Annotated in this window: 21 protein-coding genes; 2 read left to right on the plus strand and 19 right to left on the minus strand. The window is 48.0% G+C overall.

Features of this window, described 5'->3' with window-relative positions; genetic code table 11:
• Positions 1-93 precede the first annotated feature (93 nt).
• Genes ACSQ8O_RS34205 through ACSQ8O_RS34265 form a run of 13 tightly spaced genes read right to left on the minus strand, consistent with a single transcriptional unit; the run spans position 94 to position 12,455 of the window.
• A complete protein-coding gene (locus tag ACSQ8O_RS34205) occupies positions 94-1,596 on the minus strand; it encodes a sulfatase-like hydrolase/transferase (protein WP_436245346.1) in 1,503 nt (500 codons plus the stop codon).
• A gap of 40 nt (positions 1,597-1,636) precedes the next feature.
• Positions 1,637-2,512 carry an SMP-30/gluconolactonase/LRE family protein gene (locus ACSQ8O_RS34210; protein WP_436245347.1) on the minus strand — a complete coding sequence of 292 codons (876 nt, stop codon included), beginning with the start codon at positions 2,510-2,512 and terminating at the stop codon, positions 1,637-1,639.
• Positions 2,509-3,819 (minus strand): neutral/alkaline non-lysosomal ceramidase N-terminal domain-containing protein, encoded by a 1,311-nt coding sequence (locus tag ACSQ8O_RS34215; protein ID WP_436245348.1) that lies wholly within the window; start codon positions 3,817-3,819, stop codon positions 2,509-2,511. The genes ACSQ8O_RS34210 and ACSQ8O_RS34215 overlap by 4 nt, the downstream gene beginning before the upstream one ends.
• A complete protein-coding gene (locus ACSQ8O_RS34220; RefSeq protein WP_436245349.1) occupies positions 3,816-4,592 on the minus strand; it encodes an IclR family transcriptional regulator in 777 nt (258 codons plus the stop codon). Before ACSQ8O_RS34220 ends, ACSQ8O_RS34215 begins: the two co-directional genes overlap by 4 nt.
• Before the next feature lie 45 nt (positions 4,593-4,637).
• Positions 4,638-5,426: an AAC(3) family N-acetyltransferase gene (locus ACSQ8O_RS34225; protein WP_436245350.1), complete on the minus strand. Its 789-nt coding sequence runs from the start codon at positions 5,424-5,426 to the stop codon at positions 4,638-4,640.
• Between the two features lie 28 nt (positions 5,427-5,454).
• Positions 5,455-5,838, minus strand: a complete 384-nt coding sequence (locus ACSQ8O_RS34230; protein WP_436245351.1) for a RidA family protein — start codon at positions 5,836-5,838, stop codon at positions 5,455-5,457.
• A 27-nt stretch (positions 5,839-5,865) separates the two neighbouring features.
• A complete protein-coding gene (locus ACSQ8O_RS34235; RefSeq protein WP_436245352.1) occupies positions 5,866-6,699 on the minus strand; it encodes an amidohydrolase family protein in 834 nt (277 codons plus the stop codon).
• On the minus strand, positions 6,696-7,799 hold the full coding sequence (locus ACSQ8O_RS34240) for a hypothetical protein (RefSeq protein ID WP_436245353.1): 1,104 nt from the start codon (positions 7,797-7,799) through the stop codon (positions 6,696-6,698). Before ACSQ8O_RS34240 ends, ACSQ8O_RS34235 begins: the two co-directional genes overlap by 4 nt.
• 26 nt (positions 7,800-7,825) lie before the next feature.
• Positions 7,826-8,947, minus strand: coding sequence for a mandelate racemase/muconate lactonizing enzyme family protein (locus tag ACSQ8O_RS34245; RefSeq protein WP_436245354.1), 1,122 nt, complete (start codon positions 8,945-8,947; stop codon positions 7,826-7,828).
• Positions 8,944-9,714 (minus strand): amidohydrolase family protein, encoded by a 771-nt coding sequence (locus tag ACSQ8O_RS34250; protein WP_436245355.1) that lies wholly within the window; start codon positions 9,712-9,714, stop codon positions 8,944-8,946. Before ACSQ8O_RS34250 ends, ACSQ8O_RS34245 begins: the two co-directional genes overlap by 4 nt.
• 27 nt (positions 9,715-9,741) lie before the next feature.
• A complete protein-coding gene (locus tag ACSQ8O_RS34255) occupies positions 9,742-10,482 on the minus strand; it encodes an amidohydrolase family protein (protein WP_436245356.1) in 741 nt (246 codons plus the stop codon).
• Entirely contained in the window at positions 10,479-11,507 is a 1,029-nt protein-coding gene (locus ACSQ8O_RS34260) for a Gfo/Idh/MocA family protein (protein ID WP_436245357.1), read from the minus strand. The genes ACSQ8O_RS34255 and ACSQ8O_RS34260 overlap by 4 nt, the downstream gene beginning before the upstream one ends.
• A gap of 15 nt (positions 11,508-11,522) precedes the next feature.
• Positions 11,523-12,455: a hypothetical protein gene (locus tag ACSQ8O_RS34265; protein WP_436245358.1), complete on the minus strand. Its 933-nt coding sequence runs from the start codon at positions 12,453-12,455 to the stop codon at positions 11,523-11,525.
• Between the two features lie 132 nt (positions 12,456-12,587).
• Between ACSQ8O_RS34265 and ACSQ8O_RS34270 the strand changes: the two genes are divergently transcribed.
• Positions 12,588-13,382: a creatininase family protein gene (locus ACSQ8O_RS34270; RefSeq protein WP_436245359.1), complete on the plus strand. Its 795-nt coding sequence runs from the start codon at positions 12,588-12,590 to the stop codon at positions 13,380-13,382.
• A gap of 46 nt (positions 13,383-13,428) precedes the next feature.
• Complete coding sequence (locus ACSQ8O_RS34275; RefSeq protein WP_436245360.1) at positions 13,429-14,877, plus strand: aldehyde dehydrogenase family protein; 1,449 nt, start codon at positions 13,429-13,431, stop codon at positions 14,875-14,877.
• A gap of 43 nt (positions 14,878-14,920) precedes the next feature.
• Here the strand turns inward: ACSQ8O_RS34275 and ACSQ8O_RS34280 are convergent, their stop codons facing one another.
• The 6 genes from ACSQ8O_RS34280 to ACSQ8O_RS34305 form a co-directional block, all read right to left on the minus strand.
• Complete coding sequence (locus ACSQ8O_RS34280) at positions 14,921-17,365, minus strand: hypothetical protein (RefSeq protein WP_436245361.1); 2,445 nt, start codon at positions 17,363-17,365, stop codon at positions 14,921-14,923.
• A 160-nt stretch (positions 17,366-17,525) separates the two neighbouring features.
• A complete protein-coding gene (locus ACSQ8O_RS34285) occupies positions 17,526-17,783 on the minus strand; it encodes a hypothetical protein (RefSeq protein WP_436245362.1) in 258 nt (85 codons plus the stop codon).
• Between the two features lie 11 nt (positions 17,784-17,794).
• A complete protein-coding gene (locus tag ACSQ8O_RS34290) occupies positions 17,795-18,694 on the minus strand; it encodes a Gfo/Idh/MocA family protein (RefSeq protein ID WP_436245363.1) in 900 nt (299 codons plus the stop codon).
• Positions 18,670-19,959: a DegT/DnrJ/EryC1/StrS family aminotransferase gene (locus ACSQ8O_RS34295; RefSeq protein WP_436245364.1), complete on the minus strand. Its 1,290-nt coding sequence runs from the start codon at positions 19,957-19,959 to the stop codon at positions 18,670-18,672. Before ACSQ8O_RS34295 ends, ACSQ8O_RS34290 begins: the two co-directional genes overlap by 25 nt.
• Before the next feature lie 24 nt (positions 19,960-19,983).
• A complete protein-coding gene (locus tag ACSQ8O_RS34300) occupies positions 19,984-21,009 on the minus strand; it encodes a Gfo/Idh/MocA family protein (protein WP_436245365.1) in 1,026 nt (341 codons plus the stop codon).
• Between the two features lie 105 nt (positions 21,010-21,114).
• On the minus strand, positions 21,115-22,293 hold the full coding sequence (locus ACSQ8O_RS34305) for an N-acetylglucosamine-6-phosphate deacetylase (RefSeq protein WP_436245366.1): 1,179 nt from the start codon (positions 22,291-22,293) through the stop codon (positions 21,115-21,117).
• Between the last annotated feature and the right edge of the window lie 7 nt (positions 22,294-22,300).

Here is a 22,300-nt window from a genome sequence, read left to right on the forward strand (position 1 = left end):
GGTATGGGTGAAACTTCAGAAGCATGGCATTTTATGAATTAATTTGAAAAAATGAGAAAAGGGACGACCCCCTTGGTCATCCCTAGTTATTGTTCACACTTCCCTCATTCGTTTGAAAAGCTTTAGCAATCCGTCTTGATGTTCGTTCATCCATTCTGTCAATTTTCCTCTCATTAACGCAAGAGAGGATGCGTATGTTGGATTTACAACTAGATTGGACATTTCATGTGGGTCCTGATCAAGGTCGTATAGTTCGTCTAAGTCACCACAGTTGAATACGTACTTTAGATTGCTGTGCCGAATCATCCGCTGTGTAAAGAGCACATTTTCAAGGCCGGAGCATTCCGTCACAACGCAATCCGGCCAATCGGTGACAGTTTCCCCTTCCAAAAGCGGCACGAACGAACGACCATCCCGGGAGTTTGCTGTTTCACGAGGTACCCCAGACAGTTCCAGAATCGTGGAATACAAATCGCAGGAGCCGACGAACCGATTTTCTCTTCGCATCTCTTGTTTGAACCCGGCTGGCTTTACGAGAAGCGGTATGCGGCAAGTCTCTTCATACATGAAGAACGCTTTATCGCTCAAGCCACCGTGTATGCCTAACGATTCGCCATGGTCGGCTGAGAAAATGATCGTCGTATGATCAAACAAATCGTGTTGTTTCAAATAATCAAGAAGTCTCCCAATCTGTTCATCAATCGAGCTCATAAAACCATAATAGTGCTTGACATAAGGTTCAAACGCCGACCAATCCTTGGAAATGGCCATTCGAGCTTTATGAATCGACGGCTTATTCTCGTTGTTGTCGTAAAAGTTAGGCCATGGTTCCAGCTGCTGATCCCGGTATAGATCGAGATGCTTCGTAGGTGCCATATAGGGCTCGTGAGGCCCCCAAAAATTCAAGGCGAAGAAGAACGGGCTCTTGCGCCTTCGGAAACGGTCGATGTAATGAATAGCCCTCTCGGTTAAATAATACTCCACTGTCGATTCAATTGGAGATACGACCTCCGATGCGGTATGTACGTCAAAATTGCCGGATAAAGTGTTTACCGTTTCGAATTTGAGATTGTTTTCCTCCAAGTAACGTAGATATTCCGGATAATCGTAACCACCGTCACCGTGCCCTGGGAAATCGTCGCCTTCGTACCCCAAGTCGGTGGGCAGGCTGCGGATATTGTATTGAAATTCGGGGAACGTAATCGATTTCTTGCCATATCGACGAAAATCCTCGGTTTCGACAATCTCTTTTCCATGGCCTAGATGCCATTTCCCGGTGTATCCAACACTATAGTCTTGCTTCAAGAGCTGGCGGCTGAGCAGCATCGGATCATCAGGCAGCTCGCGAATTAGACAATGAGCTCCATAAGTATTGACCTGCATGCCGACATTGAACGGATAATATCCTGTTTGTAAAGACGCTCTGGCCGGCGTACAGATGGGGCAGCTTGTATACGCATTATCAAAAATAATGCTCGCTTCCGCCAATTGGTCGAGATTAGGCGTCTGACATACCGTGCCCCCATAGCATTTCATCGTATCGATACGCTGCTGGTCAGTCAAAATCAACAAAATATTTTGCTGTTTCTCGTTCATTCCCGTTGCTCCTTTACCATCTAAATATGAGCTAAGAATGCTACCCTCTGAAGAGATGTATGGGGCGGCCTTTAATGCCGATTTTGGCGCGGAACAAACCGCCTGCCGATGGTTGTTCTGCGTGGGCAGCCTCATTTAAAGGAGAACTGGCTGACGTGATGTACAATTCGTCCATATCCTTACCGCCGAAGACGCAAGATGTTACATATTTTACCGGCAATTCAACGACGGCCAATCGCTCTCCTGTAGTAGGATTCCACCTGCTCACTTTCCAGCCCCCCCACTCGGCCACCCAGATCATCCCCTCTTCGTCAGATGTCATCCCGTCAGGTAAAATCTTCGTTCCCTCATAAGGGATCACCGTACGTTTACCGGACACTAGTCCCGTATCTATGTCGAAATCGAACGCATCCACTCGGTAAGCTAGTGAATCGATATAGTACATCGTTTTTTCGTTAATAGACCAAGTAATACCGTTGGAGCAACCAATGCCTGAATCTAATTGCCTGTAACTCCCGTCAGGATAGAAAACATACAGTGCCCCATCCCACACATTGCCCTTAGATGCAGTTCCTGCAAAAAAACGGCCCTTTGGATCACATTTTCCATCGTTGAACCGAGTATGGGGAAGGTGGCTTTCGGGATCACATACAAATTCCATAGTTTCATCTGCTGAATTGTAAAAAGCCAATCCTCGATCGCCAGCTATGAGGAGGCCTCCGCCCACCCTTAGTGCAAATGAAGCGACCTTCATGGGCAGCTTTCTTATGCGGTGAACCCCGCTCGAAGGCAAGTAATCGTGCAGTATGCCTTCGTCATAATCGATCCAAAGTACCTGTTGCTCGGAGGAGTCCCATATAGGCCCTTCACCTAAGGAACAATGTGCATCAACAGCAAGTTCAGCCGTGTATCTCATGGCGTCTCCCCTATTTTCAATTTTGACAATACGGTTTCCGCTGTATATTCAAACAATTGCTCAATGTTACGATCCCAACGAGACGGATAACCCCACGTCCTCCAAGCATCCACTTCGTAGCCCCCCTCATCGTACATGGATCTGCGCGGAATATAGCCGATCTGAGCGTGGCAATAACCTAACGTGATCAAACGTAGTTTGGGATGACGCTCCTTTAGACGCAGACCATATGCAGCTACAACTTCACCCGGATGACCTAGCATGTAAATATCGCCGAGTCGAAGTCCGTGAATGCGTGCTTCGATGTTCATTGGCCAGACGGGTTCTCCTGGATAGCGCTGCAAAAGAAAGTTCGCCCAGCGGGAATCTCCAACATGCTCCCCTTTTGCACGTTCTTCAAGTTCACTTCTCGTGGGAAAATGCTCAAAGGTCGGATAACAACTTTCGGTAAAGCCAGCCAGCGTATCGTCGTTCACAGGTTCCATTCGATGTGCTAATGTAAGCAGCACCTTCCAGGCTAAACTCCGTCCGGCAGCCTCTACATCCTCCCACTGATCTTGGAGAAGATAGCGTTCCTTCTCGCTGTTGAGTACACCAACAACGGCATCAGCCCCGCAGCCTTGAAGAAACATCGCTCGGGTACCTGGGATGCGTTTCTCAATTAAACTCCGCGCCACACCAGGAAATTCTGCAGAAATGAGAAGCCCATTGGTCATAGTAGGGTGACAGGCATAGCTAAATAGGACGAGTTTGCAGCTTCCGTCTGAGCGACTAGCTCTCACCACAGGAATTTCATGATCTACCACACCGTAAGGATTAGCGGCAAATACATTTTGACCGTCCACAGTGAGACGTCGGGAAACCGCTAAATCGCTGCTCCCCGTTCCGAAAAATAAAGAGACTGGTTCCATGTCGTCCCTAGCGGATCGGCTAAGTTCAATAATTGCATCTAGAAGTCCATTGAAATAAACCGATGAAAATACCGCGTGCTCAAAGCCCGGAGTTGGCTCCCGATACAGCGGAGCACAATGGGTGTGTGTCCAGTGAACCAACACTTGATCAGAACGAAGACCCCATTGTTTTTGGAGCCGCTCCTGAAGCGAATCTGTCCAACTTCGGGTTAAGCCAACTTGATCGACTACGACGACTACATGCTCTTCTTCACGATTTGATCTTTGCAGCCACATAACTTGAGCTCGTAGGTGATCTCTCACCCCTGTTGACGGTGACGTCCGGTTGGAAAAACCACCGAGCCAAATCCCAACGGGAGGTGTAACGGTGCATTCCGAAAATCCTAATTTTATCATCCTGTTCCTCCGAGTGCTGATGATATCTGCCTGGCCGTATGAATAATCTTAGAGCTGAGCTCGGAAAACCGAGATGTCGGCATGTCACGAGAAAGAGCGATGATGCTGATGGAAGCCGTCACATCACCTATGTGATTCCGTATTGGTGCTCCCATACAGCGTACGCCAAGTACTTCTTCCTCATCCTCAATCGCATAGCCTTTCTCTCGTACGGATTGCAGCATCGCCTTGAAATCGGCCAAATTAGCGGCCGCTTTTTCCGTTCCTCCTCCGAGACCTCGAGCTGCAAGGATTTCATCCGTTTGCGGTTCGGATAGAAAAGCGGCGATGGCCTTACCTACTGCTGTTAAGTGTATTGAGGAGCGCTTGCCAATATAAGTGTCGAAGCGGATGAAACTCGTGCCCTCGACTTTTTCCAAATAAACGACATCCAACCCGTCCAGCGAAGCAAGGTGGACCGGATAACCTGTATCGTCACGTAAAGCTGTCATAAAGGGGAGCGCGATCGCGCGAATATCCATACTTTTCAAAACTTGACTGCCTAAATGAAAAAGCTTCAATGTCGCCCGATATTTACCCTCGGACATTTTCTCCACGTACCCTTTCATCTCCAAGTTATCTAGGAGTACAAAAGCGCTACTTTTAGCAAGGGAAAGTCGTTCATAAATATCGACAAACCGAAGGCCGTCAGGGGAGGCACTTAAAAGCTCAAGAATTTTGAAAGCTCGATCAACATTTGGGATTAATTGGGATTTTGATACTCGTTTATTCATTTGAACCCACCTTCTCTATCTCTATGTTGCGATTAAACCAACGTTCTATCTCCATAATCTCTCACGACTCCTGCTGCAGCGATAACAAGTTGGATCACTGCAAAGAAGGGCTGCATCGTCTACGCGTAAAAGCTCTATCGTGGCAGAAATGACTTCTTCGCCCGGTATCCACTGGACTAGCGCTTTGCCAATAAGGCCATCCTGAATGGCGCTGCGCTTCCGTAGTAAAGCCTCAATGACGCCAAAAGCTCGGCTGCACCCAGGAGGATCAAGTAATTCCACGTCCATTTGAACGGAGCCGAATATCGGAATACGACTTGAATCACTCGGACGAAAAGGAATGTCCAAATAGGGCATTTTGGCATAAGCTTCACCTACATGGACCGTTGAATTGCTCGTATGACCAACACCAAGTAAAAGAATTCCGCCGCCCATTTTAGCCACTAGATCTAACGGACTGTCTATACCAAGGCCTGGTTTCAAAAAATGATTTTCGCAAAGAGCGGCAGCCCCGTCCCCTATCGCAGTAACGGAATGCGTAGGATGTAGGGACCGCACAGCACCGGGGCGTTTGCGAAGCACTTCGGATAATATGCCAGTTTTACTAGGGGAAATGGCTGGATTAAATCCTTCGTTCTGGTAGGTAAACGTCGGCATTACAAGCAAGCCTTCGCTGCCGACACAAGATAATAGTGCATCTATGACAGTATCTGCACCGCCGTCAATAGGTCCAAGATTCCGCAATGAACTATGGACGACAAGACGAGTTCCCGTATGAATCCCCAAGCTTCTAAAAGACTTGATAAGTGATTCTATCGTAAGTGACTCCATCATCGCATTTCCCCCATTCCGACTTTAGAAGCTATTTTTGAATCGGTGCATAGGCAACGACGTCAATTTCCACCAACGCTTTGGGTAAATAACTGCCAACAGTTGTCCTTACAGGTTTTGGATCCGGAAAATAGCTTTCATATACTTCATTAAAAAGAGCAAAATCACTCATATCTTTCAAATGTACAGTAGACTTCACCACATCTTCAAAAGACGCTCCGCCTGCCTGAAGAATAGCATGGACATTTTCCAATGTTCGCATTGTTTGCTCCTTTATACCCTCTGCAAGCTCTCCGGTTTCGGGATGACGCCCAACTTGACCGGAAACGTACACAAAGTCTCCCACCCTCAACCCTTGCGAGTAAGCCCCAACGGGTAACGGAGCACCATCGGTTAGTATGGCTTGTTTTTTCATCGTACCTCCTCCTTTTATTCTAAGAATCTATACTAAATTCAGCTGTGCCAAAATATCGTTGTTCAGCAACGCTTCCATATCCTCTGTCGTAAAGCCAGGAAATGGCATCTGCTGAGCGTATTCTGTCATTTTACGAAGTCCTTTAACCGAGTCCTCAAAGTTGCAAATCGGATAATCTGTTCCGAAGATCAGCTTTTTCCAAACGCCATACTCTTTGCAAAGCATTAGGGAATTATAAAGTTGCCACGGTCTGTAGTAAAGTGCCGATACATCGGCGTACACATTTGGATGTTTGCGAATTACACTGATCGTTTCGGCTTCCCACGGATGACCTAGGTGAGCGATAATGATCCTTAGCTCAGGGTAGGCTAGAGCAACTTGTTCCAATTGTTCGGGGTGAGCCCATTTCATCGGAGCCCTTTGTGGAAAGGTTGTGCCTTGATGGGTGAGAATCGGAAGCCCGTTGTCCTCGCAGTATCGGTAAATGCGCAGCATACGCTCATCCATAGGATCGTAAGCTTGATAAATGGGGCTTGTCTTCAAACCCTTCATGCCCAGATGCTGATGGCATTCCTTCAATTCGTCCAATGCATTGTAATCATGGGGGTCGACGCAGGCAAATCCGATTAGCTTCTGGGGATCCCTTTGACAATACTCCGCTACATATTCATTAGGGACATTGAAACCCAGATGCCGGCTGCGAAAAGCTAATACAATACATTTGTCCACATTTTTCATCGCTTCATAGTGTTCATCCGGAGTCGTGCGCTGGACTGGCTTGCCTCTCATTTTGAAGCCCTCTGCCAAATACGCTGGGCTATAATGCTTAGGCTCACCCAAGTGAGTGTGATAATCAATCATCGATCCTCGCCTCCATCCTGATATTGTACGTTCCCATCCGGTGTAATCCGTTGTAAATTCCCTTCATAGGCAAAAGCTACCGCGTTAAATGTGATGGATTTCTTTTCGTATGGGGTAAAAAGCGAAGCGGTGCCATTGGCAACCGCGCCCGTAAGTCCAGGCAACTCCGACCCTGGAATGCTGCTGAAAGGCTCGATCCCCATCGTGTAGGCTCGACCGAACCATGGAGCGCTGGTTGTTCCGCCGAATTCTTGCCAAATCCACAGATGCGGCCAAATCTCGAGAGGCCAACTCATGCCAAAGCCCATTCCAAGCTTTGGGTTACATGCTGCTACCCAACCTTCTTCTAGCTCAGCAGCAAAAAGCATATCAGCAGCCAGCTGCTCGCGAGGCGGCATTTGTCTTAAATCGACTTTCTGTCCGTCTCTTCCCGGCAGAAAAGGCCATTCGCCCGATGTCCCAGGCACAATCCGTCCGGGCAAGTCTTCTCCGCCTGGCGAACGAGTAATTCGACAAGGGGGTAAATGCAACTCCAATTCCGGACCGAGGAAAGGCTCACCAAGCGCCGGATGTTGCCCCCACATGCAATGAACTTCAACGGGGCTTACATTTTCAACCGTTTCCCGAATTTGCAGTGCACCGCTTTCCCGCTTGAGCCGCAGTTCTCTTTCCATTCGGAAAGGCAATCTTTGCGTCTCTACGCGCATCAGCAGGGCGACCTCGTCGGGTGTATCCAAGATCACTTCGTACTCCCAAGCCATCAGACTGGCCTCGCCATGCATGCCCTGCTCAGCACCCTTGTAAGTGGAAGCTGAACTTCCCGCCGGAAAGATCACTTGCCAGCCACCTGGATAATGGTCTATCCAGTTACCTCGAGGGTTAGATGTGGTTGGAACCCAATTCCCCCATTTCCGCATTCCCCAAGGAGCTCGATACATCACATCGACATCCAAAGGTTTGTAACGAAACTCAACAATACTGCCCCCCTGATCTAAAAGCAGGGTTACAGTTAATCGTTCATTCTCCAGTACAGCCATCCGATGCCCCTGATACATGACATCACAGCTAATACGCGCTCCGTTGCTCCTTGGTAAATACACGGTCTCTCCTCCTAGTCCCTCGGGATTTATTTGATTCGGTAATGCTCGACCTTTTCCTCGTCTAACTTCACACCTAACCCAGGCCGATCGAGAGGTCTAGCCTCACCTCCTTGGATTGGCAACACTTCTTCTAAAAGCATATCTGCATAGAAAAAGGGTCCCAAAATATCACAAGGGTACTCTTCCGCGCCGATCCCCGGAGTAGCCATCGCAAGGTGAATCATCGCGCTACTTGCTACGCCAAGCTCAAGATTGCTGCCCACCGTGCAGGTAAGTCCAGCTGCTTCCGCAACTGCAGCAGCTTTTCTTGCAGGCCCAATGCCCCCGCCTTTTCCAATATAAAGGGAAAAAACATCTGCTGCTCCAGAACGAGCTAACGCCATAGCATCTTGGAGAGAATATAGACTTTCGTCGGCGATGATCGGTATGTTCACTTGATTTCGCACATCGGCTAACCAAGACATGTCAAGTGAAGGTACTGGTTGTTCAGCAAAATAGATGTCTTCTTCGGCTAGACGTCTAATCGTAGTAACCGCCGTACGGGGCGTCCAACCGCCATTCGCATCAATGCCTAAACGGATCGATGGTCCAATCGCATTCCGAACCGCTTTCACGCGAGCAATATCATTCTCGGGTCCTGTTCCAACTTTGACCTTCATAGTGCGGAAACCTTGTTCCACAGCCCATACAGCGATTTCCGCAGCCTGTGCTGGTTCAACTCCCGTTATAGAAAATTTAGTAGGCACGAAATCTCGTACGGGTCCTCCTAAGAGTTGATAAATCGGCAAATTAGCGACTTTTCCCAAAATGTCCCATAAAGCCATTTCCAGTGCAGCTTTCGTGAAGACGTTATGTGCAATTCGTTTCTGCATTTTGTGTGTTAACCGCTCAATATGCAACGGATTTTCCCCGATCAGCAAGGGACCCAAAAAATTGCGAATAAAATGAGCCGCTGTAACACTATCCTCTCCGCTCCAACCTGGGGTGCAGGACACTTCACCGAGACCGGTAATCCCTTCATCCGTATGGACTTTAACCAATAGGAACGGTGAAACCAGATGGCTTCCCCTACCTGATCGAATAGCACGCTCCGGATGAATGGGAACCTGAACAGGAATCGTTTCGATACTGGTGATCTTCATATTCATTGCGATGTCTCCTTCCCATGCATCCCTAATAGACGTATGGCATTGGGACCTAGAATTTGTGTTTTCGATTCTTCAGGAATATCGAGTAAGTCAAATTCTTGGAACCGGTAATCGACATATGGTTGTTGCGGCTTATGAAACAATCCTCCGTCTGTGCCGAATACGATCTGCTCTAATGGAACTTCAGCCACTATCTGTTCCATGGCAAAAGGGGGCGTTGAACACATGCATAGGTACACGTTACGATGCCGTCTTCCTGCAGCTATCGCTTCCAGCCAAAGATCATGCAGCCCTGCGTGGCCAAGCAACACCTTTAGCTTTGGATGCCTAACAGCCAGCTCAGCGATTTGAAGTGAGGAAGCGTATGGCGGTGTACCGTCGTGAAAAAGGATAGGAATACCCAGCTCTGAGGCTATTTCGCATACTGGTGCCATGAAGGCTTCTAAAGGACTGAACCCCTGCAGCCAGTTGTGCAGTTTTACGCCACGCATCCCTAATTCGGTTACACAGCGATATACTTCCTCAGCTGCTCCTCGCCGCCTAGGGTCTACTGTGCAGAAGGGAACGAGGCGATCCGGGAATGGCGAACACCACTCGGCTAAATAATCGTTGCACGCTTTGGCGTTCTGCCAAAAGCCGTCAATGGTAAATATCACACTCATGTCGATGCTGAGCTCATTCATATACGCAACATACTCTGCTGCCGAAAAAGGATAGGTACCGTCTTCCCGCCTAGCGGGTTGGTGTACGTGAAAGTCTATTCTCATATCATTGTCTCCTGTCAGGGGAGTCACTTATTGGCGAAATCGTTCAGCTAGCAATTTCTCTACATTTCCACCTAAGATGGCTGTTTTATCTGCATCGGGCACATCCAAGTCTCGTACCTTATCGACTTCAAGCCCCATGCGGGCAACAGGGTGATTACTTGAAAAAATCATTCGTTGTGAACCAATCCCTTTGTACATACGCGTCATCCCTCGTTCTGGAAAATCATGGGCTGTGTCGCCGTATATATTAGGCGCTCTTTCAAAGGCTGGCATGACATCCATCCAAAAGTCCGACTTCCCATTTTTACCCATAATAAATGAGACTTCAGGATAATTCAGTGCCAATTCGGTGAGCTGTAAAGGAAGTGCATTTGCCGGAGTTCCTGTATGCACATAGACTGGCGCACGGTGACGTGCTGCCACTTCAATCAATGGATAGACAAGCTTCTCAAGAATCATAAAACCTTGTAGAGGTGGATGAAGCTTGACCGCCGCCGCACCTTCACCCAAAGCTCGTTCCAGTTCAGCTACAGCTTCAGCCTCATACCATGGATTCGCTGTGGCATAGGCGAGAAACCTCCCTGCAAACTTTCGAGATAGAGCTAGCACACGGTCATTACCTGCTCGGTTATGAACCGCCATCTCACGATCTATCGGGCTAATTATGGCTTTGTCAATCCCGCTTCGGTCCATCTGATCGATCATTTGATCTGGATCTACTTGATGATACTGTCCTACACCAACAAGCACATGCGCGTCAATAATCAAGGTTCTCTCTCCCCACTTAACCGTACCGACTCCCCGGTTTCCATTGCTTGAACGAAGGCTAGCGTTAGAAGCAAGCTTGATATACCTTCCTGGCTGCCAGGTACTGGCGTTTGGCGTAACTCGATAGATGTTAGAAATTTCTGTAACTGAACCCGAAAACAAGAGGTAACTCGGTTCTCAGACAATTGCAGGCGTTCGGTTAACCGATTACTGATCAATATCGCTTCGCCTTTGGCTCGATCTAGATAGGCCATTCCTTTAGGACCAAGAATCTGAAACTCACCTGGAGGAAATCCAGGAAAAAACCATCCAATTTCCAGCTTCGCTTGATCTCCATTAGCGAATTCAATCAAAGCGGAGTTGTAATTAGGTGAAGGAAACTCGGGTCTACTAGTCAAACCCCGAGCTGTAATCCTGATTGGGGTGGATCCCGTGAGGAAAGCAAGGTGATCAGCTGCGTGAGCACCGTCATGTATACAGGGCGGTCCGTGACGCAAGGTGTTTAAAATTCGCTCATAGTGCTCCGGATTACCTTCAGGATCCCACTCTTCATCAAATGTGCTTAATCGAATTTGCAGCGGTCGCCCGAGCCTTTCGCTCTCAATCCATTCCCGCAATGCATCCATTAATGGACCATGTCGATAGGTGAAACCGACCTGCAGAAGACGCCCGCTTAAGCGTTCGGCTTCTGCCATTTGTTTGGCAGCTTCGAGCGTAGTAGCCATTGGTTTTTCACAGAGTACATCTTTACCAGCCTTTAGCGCCTCAATGGTAATAGCCGGTGTTGCCCAAGGTGGTGTACAAACTAGAACAGCCTGCACTTCTTTATCTTCTAAAATCCGTTTATGGTCGGTTGAATGATAGGAGCTGCCGAAAGCAGCTCCTGCAGCAGCAGCTCGAACTGGATCTTTATCACATACCGCCATAACGTGAACAGACGGGTTTTCAAGGAGAGTCGGAAGATGCTGCCCCATCACAATATCTCCGCATCCGATTACGGCTAGTTTTACAACGTTTACGGCCAACTGAATTCCCCCTTATTATCGGAGTACCGGTACAGCCAAACCAGCCGCCCCAGGCTTGGATATGATGGCTTCAGGATAATAGCGTTCTAAAATTTCCATTCCTAATGCAGCCCGACGAACCTTCTCCTTACATTGGGCTATGGCCATTTGTTCAATGTGCATACCGCTTGGGTACACATTTGCGGCATTTCGTAGCCCGAATTTCACATAAACGGGTGAAACAACACGGACAATTTCCGGAATTTCATAAAAGCGAACAGCACCGCCAAAATCATCAGGAGCTTCCACATAAATATCAATTGGCATATCAACAGCTTCGCGGATTGCCCCCAATCGGGCTAATGTAAGTGATGTTGGTACATTGTAGGTGTCTGCGCCGAGCGTCTCCATTTGCTTTATGGAGACAGGGTTTGCTGCTCCCAGTGAAACAGAGCCTTTTACGACCAGATCAGCTGGTAATTGTCCCGCCTTCCTCATTTGACCCACAATGGCAAGAAGTCCTTCATCGGCAATGAGTACTCCCCTCAGTCCTAAACGGCAGCCCCGCTTAATATCTTCGATGGCATAGATCAACTGATCCATCCCTTCATGTCGCAACGCTTGACCTTTGCCAGCTGGAGTGTGACTAGCTGCCGTTATGTCCCATGTTGTACGTGGTCCGACAAACAGACTGACCTCCACACCATCAGCCACTGCAAGCTCGAGCATCTCACGAATTTCCGAATCAGTATGCATCATAATTCCGCTGCCTTGCGATACACGGTGTACGGTTACACCGTATTCCTTGGCTGTTTCCAAAGTAGCCGCGAGAGCATTAGGTCCTTCTACACTTGGGATTTCAAATCGAACCTGCGCTCCATCTGGAAAACGTTTTGATGAAGTCGGAAGATGATGAGCATCTCCCATTGGATAACCTAAACTGGCCAAAAACTCACGCGTTTCTTTCATAACAGCACCCCCGGTTTTATTGTAAATAGATCTCACAAATAATTTGGTTCAGCATATTGAAATTCACTTCAAAAATTATGATAATCCAAGTATAATAGGAGTGAGATCGGGTGTAAAGGAGGATTTTTCCAAATGTATACGCTATCAGATCGACCAGGAAGCCTGCTTTTTCAAGAATTGAACCGGGACGAAATCGGGAAGTGGGCCCCTGAAGCAACCGTCATCTTACCCGTTGCTGCCATTGAACAACACGGACCGCACTTACCTGTTTGGACGGACTCCCTTCTAGCAGAAAGCATTACCCTTCAAGCCGCAGCACGCGCAAGTGATGAGATCCCCATCTTGGTGTGCCCTGTCGTAACCTATGGATCCTCGCACCATCACCTAATTTATCCAGGAACGATGTCGCTTTCGGGTGATACGTTAATAGGGGTGCTGCGCGACCTGACGGACTCCTTGGTAAGCAGCGGTTTCCGCCGGATTTACTTGATCAATTCCCATGGCGGAAATGAAGAATGTGTTCGACTCGCGGCCCGTGAACTTGCATTACGCCACCCCATTATAGCTGGAGCCGCCTCTTATTGGACGATCGCATGGGACCAAATCGTACACGAAGGGCAAGCTGGAAGTCTAGGAATCGTCCCTGGCCATGCTGGTGGTTTTGAAACTTCATTACTTCTTGCATTACGACCTGATTTGGTGAAGACCGAATTGCTGCCTTTACCTAACAGCCGCACCCTCCCTTCATCACCTAGAGATCCTTCTACTGGCCCGCTTATTCAACGCCATGGTAGTTGGGCAGCGATTGACGGCTACAGCGACGATGCGGGCTCAGCAAGCGCAGAAAGTGGGCAGAAACTTCTCGAAATCATCTCCCGAACACTTGCAGCTGAATTCGTTAGATTCCATCAACTTAGAATGAACTAAATCAATTATTCTAAATGTTAATCCACTATGGAAGGTGTTGGAATCATTGACAAGTTATCATAATCTTATTGCCGGCCGCTGGGTCGGAGCCCAATCCGGACGTTTGCGTCCTAATGTAAACCCTACTAAATCCTCAGAGATTATAGCTGAATTTCCAGAAAGCGATGGCCTTGATCTTCAGAATGCCATAACAGCTGCCGCAGCTGCTTTCCCCAAATGGCGCAGCGTGAGTATAGTCGCTCGCGGTGAGATTCTATACCGTGCCGCCGATTTACTTACAGCTCGTGCTGAACTCATTGCAAAAGATTTGGTTCTGGAAGAAGGCAAAACATTACCCGAGGCCATTGGAGAAACGATGCGGGCTGCAGCGATTTTCCGCTACTACGCCGGCGAAGCGCGTCAGGAAACCGGCGAGGTCTACGCTGCATCGGATCCGAGCACCCTTCTTTACACACGCCGTGAACCAATTGGTGTAGTTGGTGTCATAACACCATGGAACTTCCCCATCGCGATTCCAGCATGGAAAATCGCGCCTGCACTTATTTACGGCAACACCCTGGTCTGGAAGCCGGCAGATCTGACTCCGCTGACAGCCTATCATTTGACGAGTGCGCTGGTGGATGCTGGGCTTCCGGAAGGCGTGATCAATGTCGTGTTTGGCCCGGGATCTGTTCTCGGTCCCGCTCTTACCACAGACAATAAAGTGCGCGGAATATCCTTCACTGGCTCCAATAAAGTGGGTCGAAACATCGCTATTGCCAGTGCTGAACTTGGCAAGAAATATCAGCTTGAAATGGGCGGAAAGAATGCCGTCGTTGTTCTAGCAGATGCTGACTTGGACTTAGCCGTTGAAATGACGATTCGCGGAGCTATGCGCTCGACCGGACAAAAGTGTACCGCTACCAGCCGTGTTATCGTTGAAGCTCCATTGTTGAACACATTTACCGAAGCTTTGGCTGAGCGTTGTCGGAACCTTGCCGTGGGTAACCCTTTTGATTCGCAAACTTACATGGGACCTCTTGCTTCGCTTGATCAGCAACGAACTGTATTGGACTACATCCAAATCGGAAAAGAAGAAGGAGCTCGACTAGTAACGGGAGGAGAAACTCTCGGTTCAGAAGGATTCTTTGTAACGCCAACGGTGTTCACAGATGTCGATCCTAATAGCCGTATAGCTACCGAGGAGATCTTCGGACCCGTCGTCTCCGTTGTGCCCGCAGCAAATCTTAGCGATGCCATCGGACTTGTTAACACAAGCCGATTTGGCCTAAGTACAGCTGTGTTCACTCGTGATATCGGTAAGGCCATGCGTTACGTCGATGAGATCGAATGCGGTATCGTGCATGTGAATTCCGAAACTGCAGGTGCAGAACCGCATGTCCCGTTCGGTGGCATGAAGGAATCAAGTTCCAATTCCCGAGAGCAAGGTAAGTCGGCTCGTGAGTTCTACACCCAAGTCAAGACCGTTTACTTTGACAAACCTTCGCCTGCATAGGTTGTTTCAATCAAGGTGTCCTTTAAGGACACCTTTTCTTGCGCTATAACTCCAAAACTTCCGTTAAGCCTGGCACAAGCTCCAACAATTGCCGATGTCCGTCCGTATGCTGAAGCACAATCGAGACACTTTCCTCTCTCCGATTTGTCACATAAAGGCGATCAGCTAGCAATGAAATCTCGATTGTACATGTACGGTCTGGTCCACCTCCCAGAATTTCTAGTATCCAATCACAATTTCGAAACCCACTCGTAAACGCATCCAAACTGCCGTTCCAAAAGTAGGTATGCCCTTCAATCCGATTAAATCCCTCATATAATGGGACTCTTTTGAGGTTCACCCTACTTTCCGTTTTGGCATGGACGCTCACAGAAGTTGAGTTGAAATTCGCAAATATGAGCTGACTCTCACAACCAAGCAATATCACACTCTCTTCTTTACAAGTAAAAAGTTGTGTCAGATTCGCCATGGCTTTCGTCTCTTCTTTGGTTCGGTTTGGCAAGGTGAATACTACGAATGGCTCCAGTATCTTTGGACCTTTGAACGACACTTCGCTGCGTCGATTTAAAATGAGAACATCCTCAACGCCCTTCCATTTTTTATACACATGCTGATTGATGTACCTTATTCCTTGCGAACCGAACAGGACATAACCGATTTCATCATCCACCTGTATCCATTTGGCAGGGGCAAAGTCTGTAATCTCATTCGGTTCACCCCCATAGAACCCTTCGTAAGTAGCTGAACGATCTGGCAAGTGTAGCGTTCTTCGTCCCTGGGCCAAGTCTGGCATGACACTGTAATGTTCATTGCGGATTCCAATCATTCCCGTATTCATTTCAGTAATCTTACATGATCTGAACACCTGAATACACTCTATATAGACGCTTTTCCCATCTGGCAAAGAAACGAAAGCCACATCCTGGCGAAGCTCTTCGACCCCCCGTTTTAGCGTAGCAATCGCACCAAAACCATCCCCATAGTCTCGGATATTTTCCTTCTCGGTTTGCAGAACATATGGCTCGTTCCCATGTAAGGATCTCTGTGAATCCACCTCAAACTGGGCCGTACCCGTATAACTAGCGGGCAGTGGCGTGATGCTCCAACAGCCTTTTGCAGGGAGTGTGAGTCCCATCACACGGTTGCGCCAACTGAAGCTTGAGAAGCTGTTACGCGTCCTGTGAATCACGGAGCACCCATAGGGATACACATAAACGCCACTCAGCCTTGCATTCATTTCGTCACCATCGCTGGGCTCCACACCTACTCCACCAAACAGATGAAGCAAGCAAGAAGCGACCAAATCCTTCGCGGATGTATGCTCCATATCTTTTGCCGTTTGATAACCGGAGATGATGCACTGCTCCCCATTTCCCTCTAGGAGGCAGCCCTGCGTATTACTGTTCTGAATCCCTTCAATGATGGCCAGTGCCTTGCGTTCTAATAATGATGCATCCCTGTCCCTATGAATTACATTCATAAACGCATGGGTAAATTGACGTTCATGCTGCCTGTTATACCACCAATCCTGACCTTGAACAGGAACAGCCAAGCCATCAAACTGAGCCCACACTTTAATCGTATTTTTGTAGATACGTTCGTTGTTATACAGCACTGTTTCCGATATGACATCATCACCAATTAAGGAAAACACGGCATGAATCCCTCGTAGATTAATGCCTGCACAAATATAGCCAGGGTGAGCGAACCCATGGTTTTCCGTTGTATAGTCAGGGTGAAACGTAACGGTTTTAAAAGATTTCGGTTCCCTAGCTCGATCAATTGGTGTCGTGATGGCATTTAGTGACCAAGCATCAAAACCTTTTTCCCAAACTTCATGCCGTGGGTGGTTAGGAAATAGCGCAAGTGCCGCTGCAATTCCACCTGCCGTCCAAGCGTTTTCCTCGGTTTGTGTGTCGTGATAAGCGCCATTTCTCGGATCCTCTTCGCACCAGCGGTCTGCATAATCGATCAGTACATTTTGGATCAAAGCGTGTGTTTCTGCGTTTAGTTCATCCCAAAGCAGCCATGCCGCTAATCCGAGGGAAGCAACTGTCACGCCGGTTTGACTGGCGGGAAAAAACTTTTGCCCTCTTCCGCCCCATTTCGTCAAGCTGCAAAAACGGTTCCTCCCTTCAGCCCGCACGCAATCCTCAGGGCCAGTGTCATGGGTGAAACCTAAATAGCGGATAGCTGCAATAGCTTTCCGCTTGACCTCTTCTCGAGGGATTCCAGTTAGGTTTTCTTCATAATTCGGAAGCTTCGCAAGCAAAGCATAGACAGATGCCGTATAGGCGGTTTCAAGCCCATACCAATAGGCACCGCCAAAAAAATGTCCGCACGAACTGCGCCCAGACCAGTCTGCATACTGCTTGTCGGCATAAGGCAGCCACTTTTGCAAAATGCGGCGTATTCGTGCGGACATCTCGTTTTCGGAAGCTTTGTGCCAAGCAATTGTTCGAATACGCATGTTCTCTTCGTTGGACATGAACGAATCCCCCATCTATATTACGATGTTAAAGATTGTTTCCTGCTGTATGTTGTACGAGCTCTACACGTCCTTCAAAGCATTTGACCGTATAGGCCTTTTTGGGCTAAAGCTTCATAGTAAAAAAAAGGACATGAACGGACTTCCAACCTGCACAAACTCAGAAGGTGAATCCTCGAGGAACAAGCCGTGTCCACGGTTCTATTCCAGTTCCTATAAAGGTTGCCTGCCCACGGCCCAATAACTCCCCGTTTATGTAAAGCACGTATCGTGAATCGGCTGTGATTGCTATCTTAGCTGAATCCCAACCTTTACTCGGGACGTCAAACGATTTGCGAAAACATCTCCACTCGTTTCGGTGACTCTCTTCACCGTCTGACCAGATCCATTGTACGAAGCCATCCGATTGAATTTGCATACGAAATCCCCCTAGAACGATACGGTTTTTCCACTTACACGGCTTTCGTTAACCGCTTCTATGAACCGGATAATTTCCAAAGTCTCTTGCGGGTTAATGCGGGTCTCTCCAGTTCGAAACATATGCAGAATATCCTGCATTAAATTGGCATACTTTCGCAGACCATCAGCAGCTGTGTCAACGTACTCCGAGGATTTGTCCCTGTGAATCCAAGTTCCATGTGTGCCATTATGCAGATTCCCCCGTAAAGTCCCGATACGACCGTCCTGCCAGACCGCAGTAACCGTTTCATGGCCATTCACAGAAAAGGCTGTGACAGCACGGCAGCCAATCCCGAGTACCCGATACAGCACGTCGACAAGATGAATGCCGTACCAGTAATAGCCAGGCTGCGTAGGTGTGAACTCGATCGGACCATAGCAGTCAGCCCCAGTAATGTTACTGCTATCCTCCCTGTTCAGCGACGCGTTCAAAGCATCCGCATAGCGTCGTACTGAACCGCTCATCCATCGAATACCGAAACGCTCTGCAGTATTGGCTATTGTTTGGGCTTCCTCCAGACTGACTGCTAAAGGTTTATCAATAAAAACAGGCTTTCCAAAAGGAGCAATCTTGGCAAATTGCTCCGGATGCACTCGACCGTCTACTGAAGTGATAAGTATCGCGTCACAGCTCGAGGCCACTTCTTCAGGAGATTCTGCAATATGAACTCCCAGCCCGTCTCGAAGCTCGGTTGTGTAGCCGTCCACACGTGTTGCGCTCGCTTTAAAGTCTGGTGACCCACCGGGATAAGCAGCAATGATGCGGCCCCCCGAAATATGATTCGGATCATTCGGATCGTTCAAAATTTTGGAGAATACTTTACAATGGGAAGTGTCTAAGCCTATTAAGCCAAGCTTGAGTTCGGCCATGAGATTCCCTCCAGCTTCAGACCTTTACATACTTTAACCACTGCGTTGATGATATCCTGCGTATCCTCGTCTGTCATGATTGGGCTTACTGGCAAGAGCGTAGTCCGCTGTAGTAAGTCTTCCGCATGCGGGCACATCCCTTTGCTGTAGACGACTGGTTTCTGAAAGGGATAGTTGAATGGAAAGTTATCTTTATCCGTTGTTCTCTGATTCAGAATAAAGGATTGCATATAGATCGGCTCTCCTCCGTACATTTTGAAGCAGAAGATATTCTCCGCGTTCATCGCTGCCACAAAAGAATCCGCAGCCGCTTTCGTTGCATGCTGCAGCGCAAAAACGCAGTCGACGTCGCCATGCAAATCAACCGACGGACGAATTCGAATGCCTGGTATTTGCTTATTCAAAGCCTCGCGAATCGTTAGATGATGCTTCTTCATAGCAGTTATGACTGTATCAAGCTTTTTCCATTGTTCAATCATGACCGCGCCGGTCATTTCATTCATCCGGTAGTTTTGACCGATGAACGAAAACTGAGGCGTAATTTGATACTTGCCTTTGTCTCGGAAATTACCCTGATCATGATATCGGGCAGCCCTTTCAAACAATTCCGGCGAATTCGTGACCACAGCTCCGCCTTCTCCAGCAGTGAGTATCTTCTGCATTTGAAAGCTATATACACCGATATCCCCGATCGTACCACAGTAGCGTCCCTTATAGGTACAGCCAAGTGATTGGGCGACATCTTCAATAACCGGAAGATCGTACTTACGAGCAAATGCCATTACCCGGTCCATATCGCAAGCGCTGCCATTGATATGAACCGCAATGATTGCTTTCACTTCGTCATCCATGACTCTTTCCAAGTCGTCAACGTCCATATTTAACGTGTCGTCCATATCGACAAATACCGGAACAGCATTCGCACACACGACCGCTCCCGCTGTTGCAGTGAACGTATTCGCAGGAACGATCACTTTATCCCCATAGCCAATTCCGAGTGCTTTTAAAGCAACAATAAGTGCCGCTGTACAAGATGAAACGCCAAGAACGTATGAGACATTCAACCGTTCCGCCATAAGACGCTCAAACTCCTCAACTGCTCCCAACAGTTGCGGTCCGTAATATCGGAAAGGTGAGCCTGCGGCAACGACCTTGGCTACATGTTCGGTCTCTTCTTCCCCGTAAAGCATTGCACCTCTTAGCATCGGCGGAAGCGGTTTACTGCGAACCGGTTCTCCTCCATTAATAGCCAACTGCTCTTCCATGGACTATTCCTCCTTGATTGTTTATTATTCAAATGGAACTGGATTGCCGCCTTGCTCCGATGAGCGGTGAATCAATTCTATCAGGCGAATTGCGTCTCTGCCGGCTTCACCCGTCACGGCTGGCTTGCGCTTTAGACTGACGGATTCAATAAAATCAATGATCTGCTTGCTATGAAAAGTGGAGTTAATATTTCGGGGATCAGCACCGGCATTTCCACTTGTCTTGTCATTCTCATAGTTGGGAAGCGGGATACCAGGAACCGTCCAATGGGTGATCTCTTGACCTGCAATTTTAATTGTTCCTTTATCCCCGTAAACGTTAATGCTTGGCGGAAATCCAGGTACTGCGGAGGTTGTGCACATCAGGGTGGCAAAGCCTCCGTTCTCCATGGTTAATATAGCGAGCCCCATGTCTTCGGATTCCATATGATGCGTTTGGGTCGCAGTTCGACCAGCTACAGACTTCACCTTTCCGCCAAGCCAGAGAAGCAAATCAATCGAATGGATACCTTGATTAAGCAGCGCTCCGCCATCTTCAGCTTTCGTACCTCGCCAATCTGCTTCATCATAATAGGATTGCGTTCGATAGAACGGTCGAGACACCTCGATAAGCAGCAGATTGCCGATATTTCCCTCTTCGATCATCCGCTTGAGCAGCTGATGGTGCGGAAAGAATCGCGTCTGTGACACAACCGACAAAGTAAGTTGTTTCTCCTCCGCTAAGTTGATCATCGCCGAAGCCTCATCCGTTGACATGGCGATAGGTTTCTCAACCAGCACGTGTTTTCCTGCATGCAGTGCTTCCATAGCGATGCGCCCATGACTTCCACTGCCTGTCGTAATGCAGACAATATCAATTTCCCGGTTAGCCAATATCTCATAGTAATCGGTCGTCCAAGCGCAAGCATACCGTTCGCTCGTCTCCCGTGCACGTTGCTCTGTTCTACTGGCAACCGAGACAATCCGTGCTTGATCGATACCGCTTATTGCTTCTAAATGAACATTAGCAATGGAACCACAGCCAATAAGACCAAAACCCCACTTTTTCATGTTAACTGCCACTTCTCAATCTGTTCACCATCATATAAAGCACCCTTTCCCTAAATTCATATTCAGATTAGTCAATTTGAGCTGGTTTGACCATGTTTTTTAGTATTAAAACATGTCATTTTGTGCTTTAATTGCATATCGGGAAATCCCTTGTTTATAGGTCTCACGGATGCAAATCGATCCGTCACCTGCTTGCTTAAAAAGTACAAGATCAGCTGGAGCTCCTTTTTGCAACCCGATGCTAGTGGGCAAATTCATCAAAGTCGATGGACGAACAGACGCCATGTCCCAAGCTTCATGCAAGGAACTAAGCTTCTTACGAATCAGATGTGCAATCCCCCATGGAAGCATCTGTGCGGAACCGGCTAGAAGCTGAGGTTCATCTGCTAAATGAAGACGGCCTTCGTTCGTTTTTACAACATGAATGCGATTGTGAGAATAGTAATTACCAGGAGGCATCCCACTTAGATGAACTGCATCACTTACGAGAATGGCACATTCCTGCTTTACACGCATTACGACTTTAAGGAAAGATTCGGGCAAGTGAAACCCATCCGCAATTAAAGAAACCCAAAGAGAGTCTTGGGCCAGCTGTTCCCATATGTAATTAGGGTGACGTGGAAGTGTCAAATGGGCCCCGTTTCCAAAATGGGTTGCCATTCGGGCACCGGCAGAGACCGCATCCCGAATTTGCTCCGGAGATGCAGCAGTATGTCCGATAGCGACTATAATTCCGTTTTCTGAGCATCGTTGAATGAAGTCCATTGAATTTGGCCACTCAGGGGATAAGGTAACTATCCTTATTCGTCCTCCCGCAGCTTCCTGCCACCGTACGAAGGCATCCCAATCAGGCTTGCAAACATATTCCCGTTTATGAGCTCCTCGAGGTCCGTTCTCAAGTGAGATGAACGGTCCCTCTAGATGAATACCGCCTAATGTGTCATGCGTTGCTGAATCTTCCTCGCATGCCTTAGCAATCGCTGTCATCGCTTCAGAAATGTTAGCCGCCGAATTCGTCGTGATCGTTGGGAAAAATGTCGTAACTCCTTCTTTCCAAACCTCACGAACAATCGAGTGTACTCGTTCTGAATCTATGGGAAACACGTTTAAATCAATGCCCATACAACCATTCATTTGCAGATCAACTAGCCCCGGTGCAATGTAGCATTTATCTTTGTAATTACTGTCACCAGGTTCGTTGCGAATGTCAGTAATAATTCCCTCATTCACAGTAACGACGATGGATTCACCGGTTATATAATGTTTACCATGTATCTCATCCATAACGATC

The sequence above is a fragment of the Paenibacillus sp. LjRoot56 genome (genome assembly GCF_964253335.1).
GTDB lineage: Bacteria > Bacillota > Bacilli > Paenibacillales > NBRC-103111 > Paenibacillus_E > Paenibacillus_E allorhizoplanae.

What these genes read in the sequence shown, in the direction of transcription:
- ACSQ8O_RS34205 (WP_436245346.1), bottom strand. Translation starts at nt 1,596, where the DNA reads ATGAACGAGAAACAGCAAAATATTTTGTTGATTTTGACTGACCAGCAG.
- ACSQ8O_RS34210 (WP_436245347.1), bottom strand. Translation starts at nt 2,512, where the DNA reads ATGAGATACACGGCTGAACTTGCTGTTGATGCACATTGTTCCTTAGGT.
- ACSQ8O_RS34215 (WP_436245348.1), bottom strand. Translation starts at nt 3,819, where the DNA reads ATGATAAAATTAGGATTTTCGGAATGCACCGTTACACCTCCCGTTGGG.
- ACSQ8O_RS34220 (WP_436245349.1), bottom strand. Translation starts at nt 4,592, where the DNA reads ATGAATAAACGAGTATCAAAATCCCAATTAATCCCAAATGTTGATCGA.
- ACSQ8O_RS34225 (WP_436245350.1), bottom strand. Translation starts at nt 5,426, where the DNA reads ATGATGGAGTCACTTACGATAGAATCACTTATCAAGTCTTTTAGAAGC.
- ACSQ8O_RS34230 (WP_436245351.1), bottom strand. Translation starts at nt 5,838, where the DNA reads ATGAAAAAACAAGCCATACTAACCGATGGTGCTCCGTTACCCGTTGGG.
- ACSQ8O_RS34235 (WP_436245352.1), bottom strand. Translation starts at nt 6,699, where the DNA reads ATGATTGATTATCACACTCACTTGGGTGAGCCTAAGCATTATAGCCCA.
- ACSQ8O_RS34245 (WP_436245354.1), bottom strand. Translation starts at nt 8,947, where the DNA reads ATGAATATGAAGATCACCAGTATCGAAACGATTCCTGTTCAGGTTCCC.
- ACSQ8O_RS34250 (WP_436245355.1), bottom strand. Translation starts at nt 9,714, where the DNA reads ATGAGAATAGACTTTCACGTACACCAACCCGCTAGGCGGGAAGACGGT.
- ACSQ8O_RS34265 (WP_436245358.1), bottom strand. Translation starts at nt 12,455, where the DNA reads ATGAAAGAAACGCGTGAGTTTTTGGCCAGTTTAGGTTATCCAATGGGA.
- ACSQ8O_RS34270 (WP_436245359.1), top strand. Translation starts at nt 12,588, where the DNA reads ATGTATACGCTATCAGATCGACCAGGAAGCCTGCTTTTTCAAGAATTG.
- ACSQ8O_RS34280 (WP_436245361.1), bottom strand. Translation starts at nt 17,365, where the DNA reads ATGTCCAACGAAGAGAACATGCGTATTCGAACAATTGCTTGGCACAAA.
- ACSQ8O_RS34285 (WP_436245362.1), bottom strand. Translation starts at nt 17,783, where the DNA reads ATGCAAATTCAATCGGATGGCTTCGTACAATGGATCTGGTCAGACGGT.
- ACSQ8O_RS34290 (WP_436245363.1), bottom strand. Translation starts at nt 18,694, where the DNA reads ATGGCCGAACTCAAGCTTGGCTTAATAGGCTTAGACACTTCCCATTGT.
- ACSQ8O_RS34295 (WP_436245364.1), bottom strand. Translation starts at nt 19,959, where the DNA reads ATGGAAGAGCAGTTGGCTATTAATGGAGGAGAACCGGTTCGCAGTAAA.
- ACSQ8O_RS34300 (WP_436245365.1), bottom strand. Translation starts at nt 21,009, where the DNA reads ATGAAAAAGTGGGGTTTTGGTCTTATTGGCTGTGGTTCCATTGCTAAT.
- ACSQ8O_RS34305 (WP_436245366.1), bottom strand. Translation starts at nt 22,293, where the DNA reads ATGGATGAGATACATGGTAAACATTATATAACCGGTGAATCCATCGTC.